Genomic DNA, 23884 nt, shown 5'->3' with positions numbered 1-23884 from the left:
GGCGGGTGTCCCTCAAGCCACCGGCGGCCCGAAGGGCCTAGTGGGCAGCGGGGGCCGGGATGTGCTGGGTGCCGATCCGCTTGCGGAAGACCCAGTACGTCCACGCCTGGTAGGCGATGATCAGCGGCGTCATGGGCACGGCCACCCACGTCATGATCTTCAGCGTGTACGGGCTGGAGGCGGAGTTCGCGGCGGTCAGGCTCCAGGCCGGGTTGGCCGAGGAGGGCATGACGTCGGGGAAGAGCGCGAGGAAGACCAGCGCGAACACCGCCGCGACCGCCACGCCCGAGCAGGCGAAGGCCCAGCCCTCGCGCCCGAAGTGGTTCACGACCAGCGCGGCGGCCAGGGCCACCACGGCGACGATCAGGGCAGGCAGGCTGCGTCCGTTGCCCGACTCGGCCTGCGTCCAGCCGAGGAAGGCCACGGCGAGCACACCCGAGGTCATCCCCAGCACGGTGGCACGGGAGCGGGCGCGGGAGCGGATGTCGCCCACCGTCTTCAGTGCCGCGAAGACCGCGCCGTGGAAGGTGAACAGCACGAGGGTCAGGAGGCCGCCCAGGAGCGCGTACGGGCCGAAGAGGTCGGCGAGGGTGCCGGTGAAGTTCTTGTCCGGCCCGATCGGGACCCCGCGCACGATGTTCGCGAAGACGACGCCCCACAGGAAGGCGGGCAGCAGCGAGCACCAGAAGATCGCGTGCTCCCAGTTGCGCTGCCAGCGCTCCCCGCTGCGCTTGTGGCGGTACTCGAAGGCGACGCCGCGCACGATCAGGCACACCAGGATCGCCAGGAGGGGCAGGTAGAAGCCGCTGAAGAGGGTCGCGTACCAGTCGGGGAAGGCCGCGAAGGTGGCACCGGCCGCAGTGATCAGCCAGACCTCGTTGCCGTCCCAGACGGGGCCGATCGTATTGATCAGCACCCGGCGCTCGGTGCGGTCCCGGGCCAGCAGCTTGGTCAGCACGCCTATGCCGAAGTCGAACCCTTCGAGGAAGAAGTAGCCCGTCCACAGGACGGCGATCAGCAGGAACCAGAAGTCGTGGAGGTGCATGGTCGGTTCTCCGTTCCGCCGTGCGAGCGGGTGAGCGCGTCAGTAGGCGAAGGTCAGCGGCTTGTCGGCGTCCTCGGGGCTCTCGCCCGCGCCGCCGGAGGGCAGCCGCAGCCGGGGGTCCTTCGCGGGCGGCTTCTCGTCGGTGTCCGGGCCGGCCTTGGCGTACTTCACGAGCAGCTTGACCTCGACGACGGCGAGCACCCCGTACAGCAGGGTGAAGACGCCCATGGAGGTGAGCACCTCGCCCTGGCTGACGCCGGGCGACACCGCGTCGGCGGTCTTCATCAGGCCGTAGACGCCCCAGGGCTGGCGGCCCATCTCGGTGAAGATCCAGCCGAAGGAGTTGGCGATCAGCGGGAAGCCCATGGTGAGGACGCCGATCCGCCAGGACCAGGCGGTGAAGAAGGGGTTCATCTCGCGGGTCCGGGTCAGCATCAGCCGCGGGACCTCGTTCTCGCCGGTGCGGAACTCGGGCGCGAGCCAGAACTTCTTGCGGGTGGTCCACAGGCCGATCAGCGCGGCGACGAAGGAGGTCATCCCGAAGCCGATCATGAGCCGGAAGCCCCAGAAGGTCATGAAGATGCTGGGGATGTAGTCCTCGGGATCGCCGCCGTAGAGCGCGGCCTCCCGGGCGGCGATGTCGTTGATGCCGGGGACGGCCTCGGTGAAGTTGTTGTGGGCGAGGAAGGAGAGCAGGCCCGGGATCTCTATCTCGACGCTGTTGTGGCCCTTGGAGACGTCGCCGACGGCGAAGACCGAGAACGGCGCCGGTGCCTTGGTCTCCCACAGCGCCTCGGCCGCGGCCATCTTCATCGGCTGCTGCTCGAACATCACCTTGCCGAGCTCGTCGCCGCTGATCGCGGTGCCCAGGCCGGCGATCACCGCCACCGTCAGGCCGACGCGCAGCGAGGCGCGCATCGCACCGACCTGGCTGCGCTGCTTCTCCCCGAGCTCCTCGCCGCGCAGCTGCTTGCGCTTGGCGCGCCACAGGTGGAAGGAGGCGATGCCGACGATGAAGGCGCCACCGGTCAGGAAGGCCGCGGTGAGGGTGTGGAAGACGACGACGAGCGTGGTGTTCTGGGTCAGCACGGCCCAGATGTCGGTCAGGTGCGCCTTGCCGGTCGCCTTGTCGACGGCGTAGCCGATGGGGTGCTGCATCCAGGAGTTCGCGGCGAGGATGAAGTACGAGGACAGCAGCGTGCCGACGGCGACGATCCAGATGCACGCACAGTGGATCTTCTTCGGCAGCTTGTCCCAGCCAAAGATCCACAGCCCGATGAAGGTCGACTCGAAGAAGAAGGCCAGCAGGGCCTCCATCGCGAGCGGGGCCCCGAAGACGTCACCGACGAAGCGGGAGTAGTCCGACCAGTTCATGCCGAACTGGAACTCCTGCACGATGCCGGTGACCACGCCCATCGCGATGTTGATGAGGAAGAGCTTTCCCCAGAACTTCGTGGCGTGGAAGTACTTCTCCTTGCCCGTACGGACCCAGGCGGTCTCCAGCCCGGCGGTGATCGCGGCAAGGCTGATCGTGAGCGGGACGAAGAGAAAGTGGTAGACGGTCGTGATGCCGAACTGCCAGCGGGCCAGTGTCTCAGGAGCCAAAGCCAGATTCACTCGGTCTCTCCTTGCCTCTCGCGTCGCCGGCGACACGGGTCGTCGGCGTTATGCACCTGTATGCCCCAGGTGAAGCGGGACAATAGGGCGCGCTTGTGAACGCGTTCACATTCACAAGCATTATGGCGCACCAGCTTTTCGGACAAGTGAGGGGGGTACCCCCTTCGGCCCTAGCGCCGGCCCGCCCACCCTCCGGACACGCGAACGCCGCGCACCCCGTAAGGGATGCGCGGCGTCGGAGACAGGCGGCGTCGGAGACGGACGGCGTCAGGGACGGAGGTCGCCGGAGACGACCGGGGCCGGAAGGCCCCTCCCCTCAGAGCTCCTTGCGGAACTCCTCCGCCACGCGCACGAAGATGTCGTTCGCCTCGGTCTCGCCGATGGTCACCCGCACGCCCTCGCCGGGGAACGGCCGCACGATCACACCGGCCCGCTCGCACGCCTCCGCGAAGTCGAGCGTCCGGTCACCGAGCCGCAGCCAGACGAAGTTCGCCTGCGTCCGCGCCACCGTCCAGCCCTGGCCGGCCAGGGCCTCGACGACCCGCGCCCGCTCGGCCACCAGCGCGTCCACCCGCTCGCGCAGGGCGTCCTCGCTGCGCAGCGAGGCGACGGCCGCCTCCTGGGCGATCTGGCTCACGCCGAACGGGACGGCCGTCTTGCGCAGCGCCGCCGCGACCGGTTCGTGGGCCACCGCGAAGCCCACCCGGAGGCCCGCCAGGCCGTAGGCCTTGGAGAACGTCCGCAGCACGCAGACGTTCGGCCGGTCCCGGTAGAGCTCCAGCCCGTTCGGGAACCCGGGGTCGCGGACGAACTCGATGTACGCCTCGTCGAGCACCACCAGGATGTCGGAGGGCACCCGGTCCAGGAAGGACTCCAGCTCGGCCCGGTGCACCACGGTGCCGGTGGGGTTGTTGGGGTTGCAGACGAAGATCAGCCGGGTCCGGTCGGTGATCGCCGCCAGCATCGCCTCCAGGTCGTGGACGTCGTCACCGGTCAGCGGGACCTGCACCGGCGTGGCGCCGGAGACCCGGGTGATGATCGGGTACGCCTCGAAGGACCGCCAGGCGTAGATCACCTCGTCGCCGGGTCCGGCCGTGGCCTGCACCAGCTGCTGGGCCACGCCCACCGAACCGGTGCCGGTGGCCAGGTGGGAGACCGGCACCGAGAAGCGCTCGGCCAGCTCGGCCATCAGGCCGGCGCAGGCCATGTCGGGGTAGCGATTGAAGGAGCCCGCCACGGCGACCGCCTGCTCCAGCACGCCCGGCAGCGGCGGATACGGGTTCTCGTTGGAGGACAGCTTGTACGCGACCGGGCCGTCGGCAGCGGCGGGCTTGCCCGGCTTGTAGGTCGGCACGCCGTCCAGCGCGGCGCGCAGCTTGGGGGTCTTCTCGGTCACCGCAGGTCCTCCTCAGACATCCCGTGCGCTCGCTGCCGCACGGGACGAGCCGCACACGAATAGCGGACATGAATACTGCACACCTTAAGAGGATTCACCGGGTCGGCGTCCAGAGCAGGGGGAGCGCTTCCGTAAATGGCGTGCGCCGGTGGCGGGCGCCGTGGCGCGCATCCCCCATGAAGGTGAGTTGAGACCTCTTCGAGACCTGGACCATTCACCAGGTGCGGATATGCCACAGGCCTCCGACACCCCGCCGCAACCCACAACTGGCTGCGTTTCCATGGTCATTGAAGGGAATTCCTCTTGCAGAAACGTGCCTGTCAACAGTCAAATATGCCGCCCTGCCAACGGACCACCCGAGCCCTACTATCGGCTCGCCATGACAGCAGCAGGGAAGCATCAGGTGAGCCGGGCGGAACCATCCCGCAGGGGCAGCCGGCATGGACGCGCGGGCATCCGCGACGTGGCCGCCGCCGCCGGGGTTTCGATCACGACCGTCTCCGACGCGCTCAACGGCAAGGGCCGGCTACCGGACGCGACCCGCCGCCATGTCCGCGAGGTCGCCGACCGGCTGGGCTATCGCCCGTCCGCCGCGGCCCGCACCCTCCGTACGGGCAAGTCCGGCCTCATCGGCCTGACGGTGACCACGTACGGGGATGAACCTTTCACCTTCACCGAATTCGCCTACTTCGCCGAGATGGCCCGGGCAGCCACCTCCGCCGCACTGGCCCGCGGCTACGCCCTGGTCATCCTCCCCGCCACCTCCCGTCACGACGTGTGGTCCAACGTGGCCCTCGACGGCACCATCGTGATCGACCCCTCCGACCACGACCCCGTGGTCTCCGACCTCGTCCGCCAGGGCATCCCCGTCGTCTCCGACGGGCGCCCCGCCGGCACCCTCCCCGTGACCGCGTGGGTGGACAACGACCACGAGGCCGCCGTCCTCGGCATCCTCGACCACCTCGCCGCCGCCGGAGCCCGCCGCATCGGCCTGCTGACGGGCACCAGCACCGACACGTACACCCGGCTCTCCACCCACGCCTACCTGCACTGGTGCGAGCGGGTCGGCCAGGACCCGGTCTACGAGAAGTACCCCGCCCACGACCCCTGCGCCGGCGCCGTCGCGGCCGACCGGCTGCTCGCCCGCCCGGACCGGCCCGACGCGGTGTACGGCCTGTTCGACCCCAACGGCACCGACCTGCTGGCCGCCGCCCGGCGCTACGGGCTGCGCGTCCCGGACGACCTGCTGCTCGTCTGCTGCAGCGAGTCCACGGTCTACGCCACCACCGAGCCGCCCATCACCACGCTCTCCCTCAAGCCGCGGCGCATCGGCACCGCGGTGGTCCAGCTCCTCATCGACGCCATCGAGGGCCTGGACAGCGGCCGGCCGGTCGAGCAGGTGATACCGACCGAGCTGATCGTCCGCACCTCCTCGCTGCGCCGTCCGCCCCGCACCACGGTCAGCGCACCGCGCAGCCCCGCCGGCTGATCCGGAAGCTCCACGTCCGCCACCCTGGAACCTCCGGTTCCGGCGGTGGCGGAGGCCGGACGGCGGCGGCCGGGCACCTCCGGCCGCCGCCGTCCGTCTCCCGGTCAACGCACCGTTCCTCGTCTCCACCGCCTTCACCGGGCCGCCGGGAGGGCGCTCGGGGGGCGCACGGGCCCTGGGCGAATGGCTCAATTGGGGAGAAAAACCCGTCGTGCGCACTCTCCTGCCCCGATTCGCGGCCCCTGGTGCGTCACAAGCCGCGACGGTCATTCCTATGATGGGCGCACGACACCACGGACCGCCGTCGACCAGGCAAGGTCCACAAGGTGCACGGCGGCGCGATGGTGGAGGGGTCGATGACTCAGGGGGCCGGTCAAGGACCCGCGGCACGGCACACGGCGGGCATCCCGCCCTTCCCCGGCTACGCCGCGCCTCCTGCGCCTCCCGTGGCGCCGGGCCCCATGGCGCCGTACGCACAGTCCGCGCCCCCCGTGCAGCCGCCCATGGACGCCCCCGACGGCTACACCCCGACCGCGCGGGACCTCCCGGTGATCGTCCGTGGTGCCCCCCAGAGGGCCCCTCAGGACGTCCCGACGGTCGAGCTGACCCCGCTCACCGACCCGCACCCCCCGGCCCCGCAGCGCCCCGGCCTGGGCCCGCTCTACGTCGTGGGCGACGTCCACGGCTATCTGGACGAGCTCTACGAGGCGCTGGCCGCGGAGGGCCTGATCGACGCGGCGGGCCACTGGGCCGCGGGCAACGCCCGGCTGTGGTTCCTCGGCGACTTCACCGACCGCGGCCCGGACGGCGTCGGTGTGATCGACCTCGTCATGCGGCTGTCGGCCGAGGCCGCGGCCGCGGGCGGCTACTGCAAGGCCCTCATGGGCAACCACGAGCTGCTGATCATCGGCGCGAAGCGGTTCGCCGACACGCCGGTCAACTCGGGCGCCGGCACGGCCTCCTTCCAGGCGGCCTGGCTGCTCAACGGCGGCCAGCGCAGCGACATGGAGCGCCTGGAGGACCACCACCTGCAGTGGATGTCCCGGCTCGACGCCATGGCGGAGGAGGACGGGCACCTGCTGGTGCACTCCGACACCACCGCCTACCTGGAGTTCGGCGACTCCATCGAGGACGTCAACGACGCGATCACCGAGGCCCTGCAGCGCAACGACCCGGACGAGGTCTGGGACCTCTTCCGGAAGTTCACCAAGCGCTTCGCCTTCCGCGACGAGGAGGCCGGCCCGATGGCCGTGCGCGAGCTGCTGAGCACCTACGGCGGTGGCCGGATCGTGCACGGTCACAGCCCCATCCCGTACCTCCTGGGGGAGGTCGGCACGGAGGAGCCGGACGCCGAGGACGACGGAGCGCCGCTGGTGGACGGCCCGCACCTGTACGCCGGCGGGCTCGCCCTCGCCATGGACGGCGGCGTCACGATGGCCGGAAAACTGCTGGTCGTGCAACTTCCTCTGGCTGACTGAGGGTTCAGCGGGCAGACGGACGGGCAGGTAGGGAGTTCCACCGCCGCGGGGGTAATTCGGGAAACACACTGTCACCTCGCGCCGGTACGGCTCTACCATCGGCTTATCCGTAGCAGGCTCTCCTCCGTTTCCGCCCACTGCCCGGTGTAAGCCGGCAACACGGCCCTACGGAGCATCGGGGGATGCACATGAACAGCGCTCCGCATCTGCTGGCCGAGGACCACCCGGAATTCGAGCGGGTTCTCGACCAGGCGCTGCGTACCGCGAACCATGACCCGGAACTTGCCGCCGCGATAGGACAGCGGCTCAATACAGAACAGCTGCGCGAGATGGCACTCGACGCCATGCCCGCCATCTCGGCTTCCGCAACGGTCGAATACCAGAACTACGTAAGGGCGCGCGATGCACTGCGCGCGCTCTCCGCGACGGCACGCCCCCAAACCGTAGGCGCCGGGGGCGCATCCGATTCCGAAAGCGCTCCCTCCGGTGCGGCCGCCCCCGCTGCCGCGGACGGAGAGCCGGAGGAGTCCTCGGGTGCGGGTGCCGGAGCGGTGCTCGCCGTCCTGGCCCCGGTCCTCGCCGGCATCGCCGCCCTGATCTTCCTGGCCATCGGCTACGCCCTGCGGACCGTCGGCTCCAACACGGCCGTCGCGGACCCGATGGTCAACGTCGGCTGGTGGTTCGCCGGCCTCACGGCCGCCGGTGTGTTCATCGCCATGGTCGGCATCCTGCTCACGGCCCTGCGCAACGGCTCCGCCGATGGGGGCGATGCGCGAGGGGTGCGCATGAAGGAGGACGCCGACCGGGCCAGAGAGGCCTGGCGGCAGGCCCTGATCCACCGCGGACTGCTGCCCTTCGTCCGCGAGGCCCTGGCCAACGCCCCCGCCGGTCCCGCCGGGGGCGCCGGGCGATCGGCCCCGGTCGTCCCCAGGCGTCGCGAGGGCCACGGCCGCACGCCCCAGCTGGGGTACTCCCGGCCCGGCTTCACCAGCCCGGACAGCGACTCCGGCTCCGGCACCCGCGCCGGTTACACCAGCCCGGACTTCACCAGCCCCGACTACGGCGGCCCGGACCACCGCCCGGAGTGACTCCGGGCGGCCCTCCGGGCGCCGGCGGCCGGGGCCGGGAAACGGCCCGCCGCCGGATCCGGTGCACTTCCGGATCCGGGCCCGCCGCCTGCCCAGGCCGCCGCCCGTCCGGTCCGCCGCCTGCCCGGCCCGCTGGCTGCCCGGCCCGCTGCCTGCCCGGTCAGTCCGCGATCGGCAGATAGACGCGGTTGCCCGCTGCCGCGAACTCCTTCGACTTCTCCGCCATCCCGGCCTCGGGGTCGACGGCGAGATCGCCACCGTGCTCGCGCCGGATGTCCTGCGAGATCTTCATGGAGCAGAACTTCGGCCCGCACATCGAACAGAAATGCGCGGTCTTCGCCGGCTCGGCGGGCAGCGTCTCGTCGTGGAAGGCCCGTGCCGTCTCCGGGTCGAGGGCCAGGTTGAACTGGTCCTCCCAGCGGAATTCGAACCGGGCGTCCGAGAGCGCGTCGTCCCACTCCTGCGCCCCCGGGTGCCCCTTGGCGAGGTCAGCGGCATGGGCGGCGATCTTGTAGGTGATCACACCGGTCTTGACGTCGTCGCGGTCCGGCAGGCCCAGGTGCTCCTTCGGCGTGACGTAGCAGAGCATCGCCGTGCCCCACCACGCGATCATCGCGGCGCCGATGCCGGAGGTGATGTGGTCGTACGCGGGTGCGACGTCCGTCGTCAGCGGGCCGAGCGTGTAGAACGGGGCCTCCTCGCAGATCTCCTGCTGGAGGTCGATGTTCTCCTTGATCTTGTGCATCGGGACGTGGCCCGGGCCCTCGATCATCGTCTGGACGTTGTGGCGCTTGGCGATGGTGTTGAGCTCGCCGAGGGTCTTCAGCTCGGCGAACTGCGCCTCGTCGTTGGCGTCCGCGATGGAGCCGGGGCGCAGGCCGTCGCCGAGCGAGTACGTCACGTCGTAGGCCGCGAGGATCTCGCAGAGCTCCTCGAAGTTCTCGTAGAGGAACGACTCCTTGTGGTGCGCCAGGCACCACGCGGCCATGATCGAACCACCGCGCGAGACGATGCCGGTCTTGCGGCGGGCGGTCAGCGGGACGTAGCGCAGCAGCACGCCCGCGTGCACGGTCATGTAGTCGACGCCCTGTTCGGCCTGCTCGATGACCGTGTCCTTGTAGATCTCCCAGGTGAGCTCCTCGGCCTTGCCGTCGACCTTCTCCAGGGCCTGGTAGAGCGGCACGGTGCCGATGGGCACCGGGGAGTTGCGCAGCACCCACTCGCGCGTGGTGTGGATGTTGCGGCCGGTGGAGAGGTCCATGACGGTGTCGGCGCCCCAGCGGGTGGCCCACGTCATCTTCTCGACCTCCTCCTCGATGGAGGAGGTGACCGCGGAGTTGCCGATGTTGGCGTTGACCTTCACCAGGAACTTCTTGCCGATGATCATCGGCTCGATCTCCGGGTGGTTCACATTGGCCGGGAGGACCGCCCGGCCCGCCGCGATCTCCTCGCGGACGATCTCGGGAGAAACGTTCTCCCGGAGGGCCACGTACTCCATCTCCTCGGTGATCTCACCGCGGCGGGCGTACGCGAGCTGGGTGACGGCCTGTCCGCCGCGGCCCCGGCGGGGCTGGCGCGGGCGGCCCGGGAAGACCGCGTCGAGGTTCTTCAGCCCCCCGCGCGGCGAGGTGTGCTTGATGCCGTCGTCCTCCGGGCGCATCGGGCGCCCGGCGTACTCCTCGGTGTCACCACGGCCGATGATCCAGTTCTCCCGGAGCGGCTGGAGGCCGCGCCGGACGTCCGTCTCGATGGCCGGGTCGGTGTACGGGCCGGAGGTGTCGTACAGCTGGACGTCCTGCCCGTTGGTGAGGTGGACCCGCCGAACCGGCACCCGAAGGTCCGGACGCGAGCCGGTCACGTAGTCCTTGTGCCAGCCGATCTCCCGGCCGGTTTCGGACGTGCGTGCATCCTGCGAGGTCATGAGACCAGAACTCCCTACGCCGGCATTACCCGGTAACAGGTTCGGCGGTCGACGCAGCGGTCTTCCGTACGAATCTCCGTACGGAGGTCAGCGCCCTCTCAGCCCGGTGCTCCGAGCTCCCGCGATTGCAAAGGTGCCACCACGCTAGCGCCTCTCCTGTCCGAAGGACCAGGGGGGCTTGCGATGATGCGGTCGTGACCCCCACGGACCATGATTTCCCAGACCACCCCCACAGCCCCGGGCCTTCCCACGCCCGGATCCACCCCCAAGGCCGAGCCGAAGACCGTACCCAGGAGCAGGACCCGGCCCAGGCCCAGGGCCACGCACACGCCCACGGGCACGGCCACGGGCATGGGCACAGCCACTCCCACGGCCCCGCCTCCCCCGTCTCCGCGCACCTGCGCAAGGTGATCGCCGCGGTCCTCATCCCCTTCGCGGCCGCCGTGCTCACCGGCCTGGTCGTGCTGTGGCCCGGCGGCGCGCCCCCGCACGAGCACTCCGGGCTCGGCCTCGACCAGAAGACGGAGTCGGGCCGCGTGGTCAAGGTCGAGGAGGTCGACTGCACGAAGGGCGGCACCCAGCCGCAGCAGCAGCCGCCGCCCGGCCAGCAGGGCGGTCCGGGCGGCCCCGGCGGGCCCGCCAAGCCGAAGGGCCCCTGCGAGAAGTCGGACATCGAGGTGACCTCGGGCCCGGACAAGGGCCGGACGTTCACCGAGCTCGTCCAGCCGAGCGCCTCACGCCGCTACACGGTCGGCCAGAAGGTCGTCCTCGCGTACGCCCCCAAGGCGCCGAAGAACCTGCAGTACTCGGTCAGCGACGTGGACCGGACCATGCCCATGGCGATACTGGCGGCGGTGTTCGCGCTGGCCGTCGTGCTCGTCGGCCGGCTGCGCGGGGTCTTCGCGCTGATCGCGCTGGTGATCAGCTTCGGGGTGCTGACGCTGTTCATCCTCCCCGCGATCCTCCAGGGCTCCGATCCGCTGGTGGTGGCCGTCATGGGCGGCAGCGCGATCATGCTGATCGCGCTCTACATGTCCCACGGCCTGACCGCCCGCACGTCCGTGGCGGTCATCGGAACGCTCACCTCTCTGCTGCTGATCGGCCTGCTGGGCACGATCTTCACCAGCTGGGCCCATCTGACGGGCAACACCGACGACCAGACCGGGCTCGTGCACAGCCTCTACCCGGAGATCGAGATCCGCGGCCTGCTGCTCGCGGGCATCATCATCGGCTCACTCGGCGTGCTCGACGACGTCACGGTGACGCAGACGTCGGCGGTGTGGGAGCTGAAGGACGCCGACCCGACCGCGAGTTGGCGGAAGCTCTACGGGGCGGCGATGCGCATCGGCCGGGATCACATCGCGTCGGTCGTGAACACCCTGGTGCTGGCCTACGCGGGTGCCTCGCTGCCGTTGCTGCTGCTGTTCTCCATCGCCGACAGCGGCGTCGGAACGGTCGCGACCAGCGAAATCGTGGCCGAGGAGATCGTACGGACGCTCGTCGGCAGCATCGGGTTGGTGGCGTCCGTGCCCGTGACGACCGCGCTGGCGGCCCTCGTTGTCAGTGCCGACCGGCACAATGCGGGTAAGGGTCCGGGTGCCGGGCCGGGGGTCGGTTCGCGGGCCGGGGGGCGCGCCAGGTCGAAGGGTGGCCGTCGCCGCCGGGCCAAGTGAGCGCACGAGGGGGGAGCTGCCGGTGGTCGGGGAGCAGGGCAGGGTGACGGGCACGGTCGGCCCGGGTCTGGTCGGCGAGGTGATGGTCCGGGTCCGGGGCGGAGCCGAGGCCTTCCTGGCCTATGCGGTGGAGCCGGGCGAGCGGATCGAGCGCGGCGCGCTGGTGGTGGTCATGGAGTACCAGCCGCCGCGCACGGTGTACGTGACGGCCGCCTATGCGTGATCCGGCCGCTTACGGGTGATACGGGCGGGGCAGAAGGGATTCGAGGGCCCCGTCGTGGGGTCCTGAAGGGGGGCTGCACGCATGCTCATCGGCATCGTGGCGGGGATCGTCGTCGTCGCCGTGGCCGTCGTGGTCGGGCTGTTCAAACTGATGTGGCGGGTGGCCGAGCCCAATGAGGCGCTCGTCATCTCCGGTTCCAAGCACCGGACCGAGGGCCTGGAGGAGGGGATGGGGTTCCGGATCGTCACGGGGCGGGGGACCCTCGTGCTGCCCGGGGTCCAGGTGGTCCGGAAGCTGTCGCTCGACCTCAATGAGGCCGATCTCCATGTGGATTGTGTGACCAAGCAGGGCATCCCGCTCAAGGTCCACGGCGTGGTCATATTCAAGGTCGGGGACGACTTCGTGTCGATCGCCAACGCCGCGCGCCGCTTCCTGGACCAGCAGAAGTTCATGGGCGACCGGGTGCACAACGTCTTCGCGGGCCATCTGCGCTCGATCGTCGGCGGGCTCACCGTGGAGGACATGATCCGTGACCGCGAGCGGCTGACGGGGGAGACCCGGGCCGCCTCGGGCACCGAGATGGAGAAGCTCGGTCTGATCATCGACTCGCTGCAGATCCACGAGATCCAGGACCCGACGGGCTACATCAAGAACCTGTCCGCGCCGCACGCGGCAGCGGTGCAGCGGGACGCCCGGATCGCGCAGGCCGAGGCCGACCGGCTGGCGACCGAGGCGGAGCAGCAGGCCGCGGCGCGGATGTCGCAGGCGCAGCGCGACTCCGAGATCCTGCAGGCCGGCTATCAGGCGGAGCGGGACAGCGCGGCGGCGAAGGCGCGGCAGGCCGGTCCGCTGGCGGAGGCGGCGGCCCAGCAGGAGGTCGTGGTCCAGGAGACGCGGGTGGCGGAGCTGGCGGCGCACCGGCGGGAGCAGCAGCTCCAGGCGGACGTGCGCAAGCCTGCGGACGCGGCGGCCTACGAGAAGCGCACCCTGGCCGAGGCGGAGCGCGATGCCCGTATCTCCGCGGCCCAGGCGAGGGCCCGGGAGACGGAGCTGGCGGCGGCCGCCGAGGCGACGCGGGTGAAGGCGGCCGCCGGCGCCGAGGCGGAGGCCACCAAGGCGCGCGGCGCCGCGGCGGCCGAGGCGACCCGGGCGACCGGTGAGGCGGAGGCGGCGGCCTCGCGGGCGAAGGGACTGGCGACGGCCGAGGCCGCCAAGGCGCGGGGTCTGGCGGAGGCGGAGGCGATCAAGGCACGGGCGGCTGCCCTGGCGGAGAACCAGGAGGCGGTGGTCGCGCAACAACTGGCCGAAAAGTGGCCCGAGATCGTACGTGCTGGGGCTGAAGCCTTCGGAAACGTTGACCACATGGTGCTGCTCAACGGGGCGGACGGGATGTCCGAGATGTTTGCGAAGGCGCTGACGATGGGGGGTACGGGTCTGGGCCTGGCACGGCAGCTGCTCTCCGCCATGGGCACGGCGGGCGCGGCGGACGGGCCGGGCGGGAACGGGGCCGGTTCCCCGGGCGCTGCGGGGCCCGGCGGGACGCCGGACTCCGGAGAGAACGCCGGCTCAGGGGCGCTGGGGGCCGGGACGGCGCCAAAGGGCGCGCCCCCGCGCACTGAGCGGGTGCCGGTCCGGGACGAGGGCGTGTCCGGCGGAGGCACGCCGGGCCGCTAACCGGCGTTCTGCCCCTCGGTGTTGCCGGCGAGGATGTTGTCGAGCGCGGCGGCGAGGTCGTAGTCGAAGTCGGCGACCGAGCGCTCCTCGCCGAGGGGGGCGATGCGGTCGGTCCTGTCGAGGAACGCCACGAGGGGCGCCGCACCGGCCCGGAACAGGGCCCCTTCGGAGCCCACTTGCAGCCGGATGAAGACGTCCGAGAGGTGCTCGGCGGAGGCGGGGGCGATGTGCACATCGCCCTCGCCGGAGGGCTGGCTGAGCCCGTCGAGCAGCAACTCCCGCGCGAAGGCCCAGGTCACAGGCGCGTCGCCGGGAAGGTGAAAGGTGAACTTCACCGCGTAGGGATCGCTGCTGTCGTAGTCCAGTCCCACCGGGATCCGGAAGGACAGCTCCTCGGAGACGAGGAAGGTCATGATCACTTCTGCCTGAACCGTTTCACGCATCGCCCAATGCCCCGTATTCGTCGTTTTGGCCCGGGATTGGCTCCTCGCGCCCCATAGACACCACCGCTCGACGGCATCCATAGATCACCAGGAGTGATTCTTCAGCTACCGATAGAGATCGAGACCGAGCTTACGAGCTCTATGACTCTGGAGCGTAGCGACTCGACTACGGGGCGGAGTCGTTCCGAGGGGATTCAGGGCAGAGAAATTGCCAGAGCCGTCAACACCGGTCCAGGCGGCGACCGGCCGGACGGCTCCCGGTGGGCCCTACCAGTCGCCCTTCGACGACGAGGAGGACGACGTGAACTTCTTGACGACGAAGATCAGCCCGCCGATGAGCGCGACCAGCAGCAGGACCTTGAAGACCAGCGCTATGACGAAGCCGAGCACGCTCATGATCAGACTGCCGAACACCACGAGGACGAGGACCGGCACGGCGATCCACTTCACCCACCACGGGAGTCCTGCGAAAATCCCCTTCTCAGCCATGTCGTTCGTCCCTGCTTTCCGCTTCGTGGTCCCGGAGCGCGGATGCTCCGGCCTTGCTTTCGATGCTAGGGCGGGCAGGGGGTCCGGCGGGGCCTGCGGAGCCCCCGTCGACCCCTGAGCGTCCCCCTACGGGTCGCCGGGGCGGACCCTCAGCTCTCAGGGGGAGAGAAGACCACCAGAACCCTCAGGGCCTCGCTGATGTGGTGGAAGCGGTGGGTCACGCCGGCCGGCACGTAGACCACGCTCCCGCGGCCCACCTGGGTCGTCTCCTCCCCCACGGTGATCGACGCGCGGCCGCTCATCACCACGTAGACCTCGTCCTGGGCGTGCGGGGTCTGCGGGTCCATCTGCCCGGCGTCCAGCGCGTACAGCCCGACCGACATGTTCCGCTCGCCCAGGAACTGCAGGTAGGCGCCGTCGTTCGCGAGGCGCTCCCCCTCCAGTTCATCCAGCCGGAAGGCCTTCATCTGCCGTCCACCCCTTGCCGCTCCTCGGTCGTGGTCCGTCCACATGCTGCGTCTGCAACGATCTCACCATGAAGAATTTCGTAGTCAAGACGATCGCCAACGCGGCGGCCCTGGCGGTCGCCATCTGGCTGCTCAAGGGCATCACGCTCTCCGGTGAGAACACGCTGCGCAAGGTGCTCACGCTGATCCTCGTCGCGCTCGTCTTCGGCGTGGTCAACTTCATCGTCAAGCCGGTGGTGAAGCTGCTGTCCTTCCCGTTGTTCATCCTCACGCTCGGCCTCATCACGCTCGTGATCAACGCGCTGATGCTGTTGCTGACGTCGTTCCTCGCGAAGGAGCTGGGGCTGGCCTTCCACGTCGACGGCTTCTGGAACGCCCTGGTCGGCGGCGTGATCATCTCTGTGGTGGCCTGGGCGATGCACATGATCCTGCCGGACGACAAGGACTGAGAAGGGGCTGGGAAGAGCTGACAAGGACCGAGAAGAGCCGGCGGGAACCGAGAAGGACCGAGGAGGTCCGCACATGACGGGAGACGGCACCCGGGCCGTACGGGCGGGCCTGCCGGAGCCGCGGGCGAACGAGCCCGCGCTCCCCGGCCCGGCCTTCGCCGCCCACTACCACCTGCCGGGTGAGGTCTCCGGCGCGTACACCTACGGGCGCGAGGCCAACCCCACATGGGCCGCCCTGGAGACGGCGATCGCCGAGCTGGAGTCCCCGGCCGACCCCGGCCCGGCGGCGGAGGCCGTCGCCTTCCCCTCCGGGATGGCCGCGATCTCCGCAGTGTTCCTCTCGCAGTTGCGCCCCGGCGACACGGCGGTACTGCCCTCGGACGGCTATCAGCTGCTGCCCGCGCTGCGCGAGCGCCTGGAGGCGTTCGGCATCGCCGTGCGCACCGCTCCGACCGCCGGGGACGCCCAGCTCGCGGCGCTGGGGGGCGCCCGGCTGCTGTGGATCGAATCACCCTCCAACCCCGGCCTCGACATGTGCGACATCCGCCGCCTCGCCGACGCCGCCCACCGCCGCGGCGCGCTCGTCGCGGTCGACAACACCCTCGCCACCCCGCTCGGCCAGCGCCCTCTGGAACTGGGCGCCGACTTCTCCGTGGCCAGCGGAACCAAGGCCCTCACCGGCCACGGCGATCTCCTCCTGGGCTACGTGGCCGCACGCGACCCGCGGCTCACCGCGGCCGTGCGCGACTGGCGCAAGGTCGCCGGCGCGATCCCGGGCCCCATGGAGGCCTGGCTGGCCCACCGCTCCCTGGCGACGCTGCAGCTGCGCGTGGACCGGCAGGCGGCCGGCGCGCTCGCGCTCGCCGAGGCCCTGCGCGACCGGCCCGAAGTGACCGGGCTGCGCCACCCCGGGCTGCCCTCCGACCCCGCCCACGGCCTGGCACTGCAGCAGATGCGCGGCGGGCGCTTCGGGTGCGTGGTCTCCTTCGTGCTGCCGGACCGGGCGCATGCCGAGCGCTTCCTGGCCGCACTGAGCATCGTCGACGAGGCGACCAGCTTCGGCGGCGTGCGGTCCACGGCCGAGCGGCGCGGGCGGTGGGGAGGCGACGCCGTGCCGGAGGGATTCATCCGCTTCTCGGTGGGCGTCGAGGACACCGAGGATCTCGTCGCGGACGTCCTCGCGGCGCTGGACGCGGCGGCCCGCCCGTACGACGGCCCCGCCCGCCCGTAAGGACGGCTCGAGTCTCCCCCCTCTTGACTCGAGCCGTCGTGGCCGGACGCGCGAACCACGCACGAATGACCACCCGGTCCAGGCTAGTTGACTCTGCGTCAGTGTCCAATCACACCGGCGACACAGCCCTATCGACTTATTTATAGTTCCCTTACGACCGGGAGCACCGAGTCAGGGAGACAGCATGGATCTGGCCCTGTTGCGCACGTTCGTCACGGTGCACCGGGCCGGGTCCTTCACCCGGGCTGCGGCGCTGCTCGGCCTCTCGCAGCCCGCCGTCACCAGCCAGATCCGCACGCTGGAGACGCAGTTGGGCCGCCCCCTCTTCCTGCGCCTGGCCCGCGGGGTGCGCCCCACCACCACCGGCGAGGAACTCGCCCACAAGATCGCGCCGCACGTCGACGCCCTGCTGGAGATCACCGAAGCGGGCATGGACGAGGAGGGATCGCGGAACCGGACCCTCCATCTCGCCGGTCCCCCGGAGTTCACCGACCTGCGCGCGCTCCCCGCCCTGGCTCCCCTCATCGCCCGGGGCCTGGCCGTGCGCGCCGCCCACGGAGCCGCGGACGACCTCTTCGAGAGCCTCGCCGCCGGCCACCACGACCTCGCCATCACCACCTCGCGCCCGCGCGGACGCCTCCTGACCGCCACCCCGCTCTGCGACGAGGAGCACGTGCTCGTCGCGGCACCGCGCTGGGCGGCGCGCCTGGGCGGCCCGGCCGTCGTGCGCGACAAGGGCGTACAGGCCCTGGAACACCTCCCGTGGTCGAGGTCCACGAGACCCTGCCGCTCGTCACGCGCTACTGGAGCACCGTCTTCGACACCGAGCCCGTCGCCTCCGGCAGCGTCATCGCCCCCGACCTGCGGGCCGTCCTCTCCTGCGTCATCGCGGGCGCCGGGCTCGGCGTGCTGCCCCGCTACCTGTGCGCGGACGCCCTCGACACCGGGGAGATCGTGGCCCTCCTCGACCCGCCGGTCCCCCCGCTGCGCACCTACTTCCTCGTCGTACGAACCGGAACGCTGGCCCACCCGCACCTCGCACGGGCACACGAGTGGCTCCTGCGCGCCGCCGTCTCCTGGTGAAAGCCGCCGTCTCCTGGTGAGAAAGGGTTGCCGCCAGGGGTTTCACCGGCCGCCCCGCGCGGCAGATGTCCCCTATGACCGAACGTCCAGTGGTCAAGCGCACCGCGCGTGCCATCCTGCTCGACAGCGGGGGCGACCCCGGCCCCCACGCCGCCTTCGAGATGGTCCTGATCAAGCGCACCAAGCCCGGCGAAGCGCCGTACTGGATCACCCCGGGCGGCGGCATGGAGCCGGAGGACACCACCGTGGTCGCCGCGCTCCACCGCGAGGTCGACGAGGAGCTCGGCGCCAAGGTCGTCGACGTCGTCCCCGCCTTCGTCGACACCGTCTCCCACTCGCTCCACCACGCCGCCCACGGCGTGAAGGTGCAGCACTTCTTCGTCTGCCGGCTCGCGTCCATGGACCTCTCGCAGCGCCACGGCCCCGAGGTGGACGAGCCGCGCGGGACGTACGAGGTGGTGCGGATCCCGTTCACCCGCGAGGGGATCGCCTCGGTGGAGCTGGTGCCCCCGTCGCTGCGCGCCTACCTCGACGCGAACATCGAGGGCGTACGGGCGCTGCTGGCGGACGACCTGGGGTGAGGCGTCGGGCGCCCGCTCGGGGTGGCGTTCTGCCGTCCTGACGTGCGGCTCGGATCAGCCCGGCGCGGCCGCCATGAGGCCGTCGATCGTGTCGTGCCGTATGCGGTGGGACGGGATGCCGATGCCCTTCAAGGTGTCCACACCGCTGCGGATCATTCCGGGCGGCCCGGAGAGGTAGGCGTCGTACGCGGGCCAGGGCCCGTACTGGCGCACGATGGCGGGCAGTTGACCGCTCAGTCCGCGGGTGGGGCCGTCGGACACGACCGGCCGGACCGAGAGCCAGTTGTGCGCCCGCTGCAACTCCAGCATGGTGTCGATGTCGTAGAGGTCGCCGGCGTGGCGCGCGCCGTAGAAGACCTCGACCGGGCGGCAGCGCCCGTGCTCGGCGACGTCCTCGACCAGCGCCTTGATCGGCGCGATACCGGTACCGCCGCCCAGGCACAACAGGCCGTTGTCAGTGCTGTGGTCCACAATCATGGAACCGGTGGGGGGCCCGAGCCGCAGGACGTCACCCGGGCGGGCGCGGTGGACGAGGGCGCCGGACACCCAGCCGGCGGGCACGGCCTTGACGTGGAAGGAGAGCAGCCCGTCCGGGCGGGGCGCGGCGGAGAAGGAGTAGGGCCGCCACACACGCGGCCACCAGGGGGTTTCCAGGTTGGTGTACTGGCCTGCGACGAAGGGGTAGGGCTGGTCGGGCCGTACGGTCACGACGGCGATGTCCGGCGTGCGCAGTTCGTGGTTGACGATCTCGGCCTGCCACCAGGCGGGCGAGTGCCGTTCGTCCTCCGCGGCGGCGTCGATCATGATCTGGGAGATCGCCGTGTAGACCCGGACCCAGGCCGCCTCGGTGTGCCCGTTCCAGGTGGCCGGCGCATAGCGGCTGAGGGCGGCGATCAGGCACTCGCCGACCGCGGGGTAGTGCTCGGGCAGGGTGCCGTACTTCCGGTGCCCGCGGCCCAGCCGGGAGAGGTAGGTGGTGAGCGTGGCGGAGTCGTCCGCGTGCTGGGCGGCGGTCAGCAGCGCCCGGAAGAGACGGTCGCGCTGGGTGTCCATGGCCGCGGGGAAGAGGGCGCGCAGATCGGGGTGCTGTATGAACAGCAGCGCGTAGAAGTACGAGGTCGCCTTGTCGGCCACGGGCTCGATCTCCGCCATGGTGCGGCGGATCAGCAGGGCGTCGGGGGATTGCGCCGCTTCGGGCGCGGGGGCGGCGGGGGCCGCGGGGGTGGGAGCGGGTGCTGCGGCGGGGGCCGGGGCGGCAGCGGGGATGGGAACGGGTTCCCAGGCGGGGCGGAATCCCCTGTCGGGTGGGGGTTCGGCCGGGCGCTGGTGTTCGTACGCGTGGGGCGTCCCGTACGCGTGAGGCGCTTGGTACCCGCGCGGCGGTTCGTACGTGTGGGGCGGTTCGTGTGCCTGCGGTGGTTCGTACCCGTGCGGCTCGGGTTGCGGCCGGGTTTGTAGCTCGGGTTGTGGCTGAGGTTGTGGCCGCGCTTGTGGCTGGGGTTGCGGCTGGGGTGGTGGCTGAGCCTGTGTCCGGGGCTTCGACTGCTCCGCCGACCGCACCGCCACCCACTTGCCCGGCCGTGGCGCCGGCCGCGCGGCCTCCGCCTCCGTCCCGCCTTCCGGTGGCCTGCCGTGCCCGTCGCGGGCCCTGTCTCCGTCCGGTGGCTGCGTCGGGGTGAACCAGCCCCGGTCACTCCCTCTGCCGTGCGCGCCACCGTCGGCCGACCTGGTCGGAGCGTCCTTCATCGTCTCGCCTCGAACATCTCTCGGTCCGTCCTCGCACTTCCGTCCTAGCCGGAAAGTGTTCGCAATTCCCCGCTCTGCTCATGGGTCGCTGTTCCAGGCTGCGCAGCATGCCATCTTCTGCGCCGCCTCGCGCAAATCGCGGGAAGTACGAGTGACAGGGCCCCGGTTGAGGCTAGGCTGAGCCGATTCCCCCACCCCGGGGACAAGCCGAGTCCCGCGAACGGGAGTTGACCCTACCGTTCGACATGATGGGAACAACCCCCTTTCGTCGATGCGGACTTCACTGTTACGGAATCGGCCACGGACTATCGATCGCGGACTATCGATCGCCGACTACCGACTGCGGGCTATCGGCCGGAGCCGACGAGTGCGTACGCCTCCCTGAGGTCCCGGCCCGCATAGGAGTGCACGGCGATATCCCGGACGTGGTGGTCGGCGTTCACCGCCACGGAGACCGGAACCGCGGAGAAGAGCAGCGCATCCGACATCGAGTCCCCGTAGGCCACGCAGTCGGCACGGGTCAGGCCGAATTCCGCGCAGAGCTCGTCCGCGATCCGCACCTTCGCCGCGGCGTCGAGGATGCCCGCCGGGTCCACCGGGTCCCGGAAGGGCACCGCGGGCCAGCGCGAGCCGTGCGCCGCGTCGGCGCCCCAGGTCAGCAGGCGTTCGACAAAGAATCCCGGGGACAGCGAGATCACGGCGCAGCGCTCGCCGCGGGCCCGGATCTCCGCCCACACGTCACGTATTCCGGCCAGCCAGGGCGCGCCGTCGAAAGCCGCGGCGACCTGTTCCTCGGTGAGTTCCCGCCACAGCGCGCAGGCGAGTTCGGCGAAGCGCGGCGGTTCGAGTTCGCGGGCCGCGAAGGCCCGTTCCAGCTCGGCGATCTCCCGCTCGACCCCGAGCTGCCGGGATATCTCGATCGCCGCCGCGGACCCGTGCATCAGGGTCCCGTCCATGTCGAACAAATGCAGTCTGCTCACGATGCCCGAGCGTATGCGGGCCGGCCGCCGAGCACACACGAATACTTCCCCGGTATCCGATATCCGGAACGCGGTACCCGGCTCATGAGGGCTCTGGTGAACGGCAGCACCGAGGGCGGAGGACGCGTGTGCGTCCTCCACCCTCGGTGCGTCGGGCCCGGGCCGGCCCTCTTCTGCCCGCCTGTGGGGTCAGCCGCCCAGGACGGCCTCGATCGCGGTCAGCGCGATGCCGTGGTCCTGCTCCGGCGCCCCGCCGCCCACGCCGATCGCGCCGACGAGCCGGCCGTCGCGGTGGAGCGGGACACCGCCGGCGATGAAGAGCAGCGGGCGGTCGAGGGCGGTCGGCAGGGTGTGGAAGAGGCCGCCGGGCTGGACGGCGTCGACCAGGTCGGCCGTCGGCGCGTCCAGCTGCAGCGCCGTGAACGCCTTGCGGGTGCTGGTCTCCCCCGCGATCAGCACGGCCCGGTCGTCCCGGCGGAAGGCCAGCAGGTGACCGCCCGCGTCGAGGACGGTGACAGCGACTCGTACGCCCTGCTCGTCAGCAGCGCGACGGGCGGCGGCGAGGAGCGCGTCGGCGTCGTCCGTGGTGAGGGGGAGGACGGGGGTGGTGGCGGTGATGGGGGCGGTCATGGGAACTCCTGGATATGCGTGGTGGTGCTGTGTGCCGTGTGTCGTGGTGGTGCAGGTGCTGCTGGGGTGGTTGTGCGGCTGTGCTTTGTGGTGCTGCTGGGGCGGGCGTGCAGCGCGTTATGGCGCTGCACCGGCGCGGGCCGTGCTACCTACCACCGCGGTGGCCGCGCTGCTCAGTTCCGCGTCGTCGCCGCTTCCCGGGCGGCGCGTTCCCCGGTCGCGGTCGCGGCGCGCTCCGGCCGCGCCACGATGCGCCCGCCCCGCGCGCTCGGCGCACCCGCCGCGCCCCGGGCGCCCGTACGCCGCTCCAGTGCTGCCGAGAGGAGGGCCAGGGCGAGGGCGGAGGCGGCCATCGCCGCACCGACCCAGTTGGGCGCCGTGTAGCCGAAGCCGGCGGAGATGACGAGGCCGCCGAGCCAGGCCGCGATCGCGTTGCCCAGGTTGAAGGCGCCGATGTTGACGGCGGAGGCGAGGGTGGGTGCGTCCGCGGTCTGGTCGAGGACGCGCTTCTGCAGCGGCGGGACGGTGGCGAAGCCCAGGGCGCCGATCAGCGGGACGACGACCGCCGTGGCGATCTTGTCGTGCGTGGCGAGCGGCAGCAGGGCGAGGGCGATCGCAAGGCCGACCAGGGCCGTGAGCAGCATGGGCATCAGCGCACGGTCGGCGAACCGGCCACCGACGAGGTTGCCCGCCACCATGCCGAGGCCGAACAGGACGAGCAGCCAGGTGACGGACGAGGAGGCGAAGCCCGCGGCGTCGGTCATCATCGGCGTGAAGTAGGTGGTCATGGTGAAGACGCCGCCGAAGCCGAGGACCGTCATCGCCATGGCGAGCAGGACCTGGGGGTTGCGGAAGGCGGCCAGCTCACCGCTGATCCGGGTCTGCTCGGGGCGGGGCTGGTGCGGTACGAGCGCGGCGATGCCGAGGACGGCGAGCACGCCCAGGCCGGCGATGAGGAAGAACGTGACGCGCCAGCCGGCGCTCTGGCCGATCATCGTGCCCATCGGCACGCCCACCACGTTGGCCACCGTCAGCCCAGTGAACATCATCGAGATCGCGGCCGCCTTCTTCTGCGGGGCGACCAGGCCTGCGGCCACGATCGCGCCGATGCCGAAGAACGCGCCGTGCGCGAACGAGGCGACGATCCGTCCGGCCAGCATCACCCCGAAGGCGGGGGCGACCGCCGAGAGCACGTTGCCGGCGACGAACAGGCCCATCAGGGCCATGAGCATCTTCTTGCGCGGCACCCGGCTGCCGAGGACGGCCAGGATCGGGGCGCCGATCACGACGCCCAGCGCGTAGCCGGTGGTCAGGTAACCGGCGGTCGGGATGGAGACGCCGAACTCGTCCGCGACCTCCGGGAGCAGGCCCGAGGTGACGAATTCGGTGGTGCCGATACCGAAGGCGCCGATGGCGAGCGCCAGCAGTGCGAGGGGCATGACGAGGGTCCTTCAAGGAGGGGAGGGAGGGGGAGAGATCGGGGGCGGGGAGAGCCCGCCGGGCATCATTGCGATCGACCCTTACCGGCGTAGACAATAATTGCATACGCGGATACTTGCAAGCGCGGGCTATTGCGATGCAGAGATATCCTGGTCCGTGACGACACGCATGTGCGGTCAGAAGGAGGGCCTCATGTCCCGCACCCCGGACCCCGCTCTGCTCGGCCTGGCACAGGGCTGGTGCGCACTGTCCGCCCTGCACGGCCGGATCGAGGCGCACATCGAGCGGGCGCTGCAGGCGGCGCACGGCCTGAGCGTGCGCGAGTTCTCCGTGCTCGACGTGCTCAGCCGGCAGCACAGCGGCGAGGGCGGCCACCTGCGCATGAACGAGGTCGCCGAGGCGGTCGTGCTCAGCCAGAGCGCGACGACGCGCCTGGTCAACCGCCTGGAGGACCGCGGCCTGCTGACCCGCTACCTCTGCCTCACCGACCGTCGCGGCATCTACACCGACGTCACGGAGGCGGGCCTGGCCCTCCTCGGAGAGGCCCGGCCGACGAACGACACCGCGCTGCGCGAGGCCCTCCGGGAGGCCTCCAAGCGCGAGGAACTGGCCCCGCTCGTCACGGCCGTGGAGTCGCTCGCGCCGGTCTCGTAAGCCTCACAACAGATCTTCGGTCCCGTAAGCCTCGCCCCAGATCTCCGGTCCCGTAAGCCTCGCCCCAGATCTCCGGCCTCGTAAGCC

Annotated in this window: 21 protein-coding genes and 1 pseudogene; 11 read left to right on the top strand and 11 right to left on the bottom strand. The window is 71.0% G+C overall.

Going from position 1 to position 23884, the window contains the following annotated elements; genetic code table 11:
• Positions 1 to 37: 37 nt before the first annotated feature.
• The 3 genes from cydB to hisC form a co-directional block, all read right to left on the bottom strand.
• Entirely contained in the window at positions 38 to 1045 is a 1008-nt protein-coding gene (gene cydB, locus AS857_RS24190) for a cytochrome d ubiquinol oxidase subunit II (RefSeq protein ID WP_058045367.1), read from the bottom strand.
• A 39-nt stretch (positions 1046 to 1084) separates the two neighbouring features.
• Positions 1085 to 2662 carry a cytochrome ubiquinol oxidase subunit I gene (locus AS857_RS24185; RefSeq protein WP_058045366.1) on the bottom strand — a complete coding sequence of 526 codons (1578 nt, stop codon included), beginning with the start codon at positions 2660 to 2662 and terminating at the stop codon, positions 1085 to 1087.
• A 316-nt stretch (positions 2663 to 2978) separates the two neighbouring features.
• Entirely contained in the window at positions 2979 to 4058 is a 1080-nt protein-coding gene (hisC, locus tag AS857_RS24180; RefSeq protein WP_058045365.1) for a histidinol-phosphate transaminase, read from the bottom strand.
• A gap of 379 nt (positions 4059 to 4437) precedes the next feature.
• Here hisC and AS857_RS24175 point away from each other — a divergent pair, with 379 nt between their 5' ends.
• From AS857_RS24175 to AS857_RS24165, 3 genes are all read left to right on the top strand, one after another.
• Entirely contained in the window at positions 4438 to 5547 is a 1110-nt protein-coding gene (locus tag AS857_RS24175) for a LacI family DNA-binding transcriptional regulator (RefSeq protein ID WP_058045364.1), read from the top strand.
• Positions 5548 to 5903: 356 nt separating this feature from the next.
• Complete coding sequence (locus AS857_RS24170; RefSeq protein ID WP_058045363.1) at positions 5904 to 7025, top strand: metallophosphoesterase; 1122 nt, start codon at positions 5904 to 5906, stop codon at positions 7023 to 7025.
• 188 nt (positions 7026 to 7213) lie between these two features.
• Positions 7214 to 8113, top strand: coding sequence for a PTS sugar transporter subunit IIC (locus tag AS857_RS24165; RefSeq protein ID WP_338058275.1), 900 nt, complete (start codon positions 7214 to 7216; stop codon positions 8111 to 8113).
• A 160-nt stretch (positions 8114 to 8273) separates the two neighbouring features.
• Here AS857_RS24165 and thiC read toward each other — a convergent pair whose 3' ends face one another.
• Positions 8274 to 10034 carry a phosphomethylpyrimidine synthase ThiC gene (thiC, locus tag AS857_RS24160; protein ID WP_058045361.1) on the bottom strand — a complete coding sequence of 587 codons (1761 nt, stop codon included), beginning with the start codon at positions 10032 to 10034 and terminating at the stop codon, positions 8274 to 8276.
• 194 nt (positions 10035 to 10228) lie between these two features.
• On the opposite strand from thiC, the gene AS857_RS24155 reads away from it, so the two are divergent.
• The 3 genes from AS857_RS24155 (at position 10229) to AS857_RS24145 (ending at position 13604) form a co-directional block, all read left to right on the top strand.
• Positions 10229 to 11707 carry a YibE/F family protein gene (locus tag AS857_RS24155; protein WP_079110586.1) on the top strand — a complete coding sequence of 493 codons (1479 nt, stop codon included), beginning with the start codon at positions 10229 to 10231 and terminating at the stop codon, positions 11705 to 11707.
• Positions 11708 to 11729: 22 nt separating this feature from the next.
• A complete protein-coding gene (locus tag AS857_RS24150) occupies positions 11730 to 11930 on the top strand; it encodes a hypothetical protein (RefSeq protein WP_058045360.1) in 201 nt (66 codons plus the stop codon).
• 81 nt (positions 11931 to 12011) lie between these two features.
• A complete protein-coding gene (locus AS857_RS24145) occupies positions 12012 to 13604 on the top strand; it encodes an SPFH domain-containing protein (RefSeq protein WP_058045359.1) in 1593 nt (530 codons plus the stop codon).
• Here AS857_RS24145 and AS857_RS24140 read toward each other — a convergent pair.
• The 3 genes from AS857_RS24140 to AS857_RS24130 all read right to left on the bottom strand — a co-directional run bounded on the left by AS857_RS24140 (position 13601) and on the right by AS857_RS24130 (position 15003).
• Positions 13601 to 14047, bottom strand: coding sequence for an SsgA family sporulation/cell division regulator (locus tag AS857_RS24140; protein WP_030366799.1), 447 nt, complete (start codon positions 14045 to 14047; stop codon positions 13601 to 13603). The two genes, AS857_RS24145 and AS857_RS24140, sit on opposite strands and share 4 nt — an antisense overlap.
• Positions 14048 to 14314: 267 nt before the next feature.
• Positions 14315 to 14536, bottom strand: coding sequence for a DUF5326 family protein (locus AS857_RS24135; RefSeq protein WP_058045358.1), 222 nt, complete (start codon positions 14534 to 14536; stop codon positions 14315 to 14317).
• Between the two features lie 149 nt (positions 14537 to 14685).
• Entirely contained in the window at positions 14686 to 15003 is a 318-nt protein-coding gene (locus AS857_RS24130; RefSeq protein WP_058045357.1) for a cupin domain-containing protein, read from the bottom strand.
• A gap of 68 nt (positions 15004 to 15071) precedes the next feature.
• On the opposite strand from AS857_RS24130, the gene AS857_RS24125 reads away from it, so the two are divergent.
• The 4 genes and pseudogenes from AS857_RS24125 to AS857_RS24110 all read left to right on the top strand — a co-directional run bounded on the left by AS857_RS24125 (position 15072) and on the right by AS857_RS24110 (position 18347).
• Positions 15072 to 15452, top strand: a complete 381-nt coding sequence (locus tag AS857_RS24125; RefSeq protein ID WP_058045356.1) for a phage holin family protein — start codon at positions 15072 to 15074, stop codon at positions 15450 to 15452.
• Between the two features lie 73 nt (positions 15453 to 15525).
• Positions 15526 to 16683 (top strand): cystathionine gamma-lyase, encoded by a 1158-nt coding sequence (locus AS857_RS24120; RefSeq protein ID WP_058045355.1) that lies wholly within the window; start codon positions 15526 to 15528, stop codon positions 16681 to 16683.
• 184 nt (positions 16684 to 16867) lie between these two features.
• Positions 16868 to 17766, top strand: a pseudogene (locus tag AS857_RS24115) (LysR family transcriptional regulator).
• A 74-nt stretch (positions 17767 to 17840) separates the two neighbouring features.
• Positions 17841 to 18347, top strand: a complete 507-nt coding sequence (locus tag AS857_RS24110; protein ID WP_058045354.1) for an NUDIX hydrolase — start codon at positions 17841 to 17843, stop codon at positions 18345 to 18347.
• Positions 18348 to 18401: 54 nt separating this feature from the next.
• Here AS857_RS24110 and AS857_RS42435 read toward each other — a convergent pair whose 3' ends face one another.
• The 4 genes from AS857_RS42435 to AS857_RS24090 all read right to left on the bottom strand — a co-directional run bounded on the left by AS857_RS42435 (position 18402) and on the right by AS857_RS24090 (position 23142).
• Positions 18402 to 19499: a globin domain-containing protein gene (locus tag AS857_RS42435; RefSeq protein WP_058045353.1), complete on the bottom strand. Its 1098-nt coding sequence runs from the start codon at positions 19497 to 19499 to the stop codon at positions 18402 to 18404.
• 941 nt (positions 19500 to 20440) lie between these two features.
• Positions 20441 to 21073, bottom strand: a complete 633-nt coding sequence (locus AS857_RS24100; protein ID WP_058047013.1) for an HAD family hydrolase — start codon at positions 21071 to 21073, stop codon at positions 20441 to 20443.
• A 189-nt stretch (positions 21074 to 21262) separates the two neighbouring features.
• The gene (locus AS857_RS24095) at positions 21263 to 21703 is read right to left on the bottom strand and encodes a GlcG/HbpS family heme-binding protein (RefSeq protein WP_058045352.1); all 441 of its coding nucleotides are present in this window, start codon (positions 21701 to 21703) and stop codon (positions 21263 to 21265) included.
• A 173-nt stretch (positions 21704 to 21876) separates the two neighbouring features.
• The gene (locus AS857_RS24090) at positions 21877 to 23142 is read right to left on the bottom strand and encodes an MFS transporter (RefSeq protein WP_058045351.1); all 1266 of its coding nucleotides are present in this window, start codon (positions 23140 to 23142) and stop codon (positions 21877 to 21879) included.
• Positions 23143 to 23335: 193 nt separating this feature from the next.
• Here AS857_RS24090 and AS857_RS24085 point away from each other — a divergent pair, with 193 nt between their 5' ends.
• Positions 23336 to 23797 (top strand): MarR family winged helix-turn-helix transcriptional regulator, encoded by a 462-nt coding sequence (locus AS857_RS24085; RefSeq protein WP_058045350.1) that lies wholly within the window; start codon positions 23336 to 23338, stop codon positions 23795 to 23797.
• Positions 23798 to 23884 lie beyond the last annotated feature (87 nt).

Origin of the sequence: Streptomyces roseifaciens (assembly GCF_001445655.1) — a bacterium.
GTDB lineage: Bacteria > Actinomycetota > Actinomycetes > Streptomycetales > Streptomycetaceae > Streptomyces > Streptomyces aureoversilis.
This window is presented reverse-complemented; position numbering and strand designations above follow the sequence as displayed.

Bases quoted from the DNA above. Each gene is read 5' to 3' on its own strand.
- cydB (WP_058045367.1), bottom strand. From the start codon at position 1,045: ATGCACCTCCACGACTTCTGGTTCCTGCTGATCGCCGTCCTGTGGACG.
- AS857_RS24085 (WP_058045350.1), top strand. From the start codon at position 23,336: ATGTCCCGCACCCCGGACCCCGCTCTGCTCGGCCTGGCACAGGGCTGG.
- AS857_RS24095 (WP_058045352.1), bottom strand. From the start codon at position 21,703: ATGACCGCCCCCATCACCGCCACCACCCCCGTCCTCCCCCTCACCACG.
- AS857_RS24125 (WP_058045356.1), top strand. From the start codon at position 15,072: ATGAAGAATTTCGTAGTCAAGACGATCGCCAACGCGGCGGCCCTGGCG.
- AS857_RS24130 (WP_058045357.1), bottom strand. From the start codon at position 15,003: ATGAAGGCCTTCCGGCTGGATGAACTGGAGGGGGAGCGCCTCGCGAAC.
- AS857_RS24120 (WP_058045355.1), top strand. From the start codon at position 15,526: ATGACGGGAGACGGCACCCGGGCCGTACGGGCGGGCCTGCCGGAGCCG.
- AS857_RS24170 (WP_058045363.1), top strand. From the start codon at position 5,904: ATGACTCAGGGGGCCGGTCAAGGACCCGCGGCACGGCACACGGCGGGC.
- AS857_RS42435 (WP_058045353.1), bottom strand. From the start codon at position 19,499: ATGGCGGAGATCGAGCCCGTGGCCGACAAGGCGACCTCGTACTTCTAC.
- AS857_RS24140 (WP_030366799.1), bottom strand. From the start codon at position 14,047: ATGCGTGAAACGGTTCAGGCAGAAGTGATCATGACCTTCCTCGTCTCC.
- AS857_RS24165 (WP_338058275.1), top strand. From the start codon at position 7,214: ATGAACAGCGCTCCGCATCTGCTGGCCGAGGACCACCCGGAATTCGAG.
- AS857_RS24135 (WP_058045358.1), bottom strand. From the start codon at position 14,536: ATGGCTGAGAAGGGGATTTTCGCAGGACTCCCGTGGTGGGTGAAGTGG.
- AS857_RS24090 (WP_058045351.1), bottom strand. From the start codon at position 23,142: ATGCCCCTCGCACTGCTGGCGCTCGCCATCGGCGCCTTCGGTATCGGC.
- AS857_RS24175 (WP_058045364.1), top strand. From the start codon at position 4,438: ATGACAGCAGCAGGGAAGCATCAGGTGAGCCGGGCGGAACCATCCCGC.
- AS857_RS24145 (WP_058045359.1), top strand. From the start codon at position 12,012: ATGCTCATCGGCATCGTGGCGGGGATCGTCGTCGTCGCCGTGGCCGTC.
- AS857_RS24110 (WP_058045354.1), top strand. From the start codon at position 17,841: ATGACCGAACGTCCAGTGGTCAAGCGCACCGCGCGTGCCATCCTGCTC.
- thiC (WP_058045361.1), bottom strand. From the start codon at position 10,034: ATGACCTCGCAGGATGCACGCACGTCCGAAACCGGCCGGGAGATCGGC.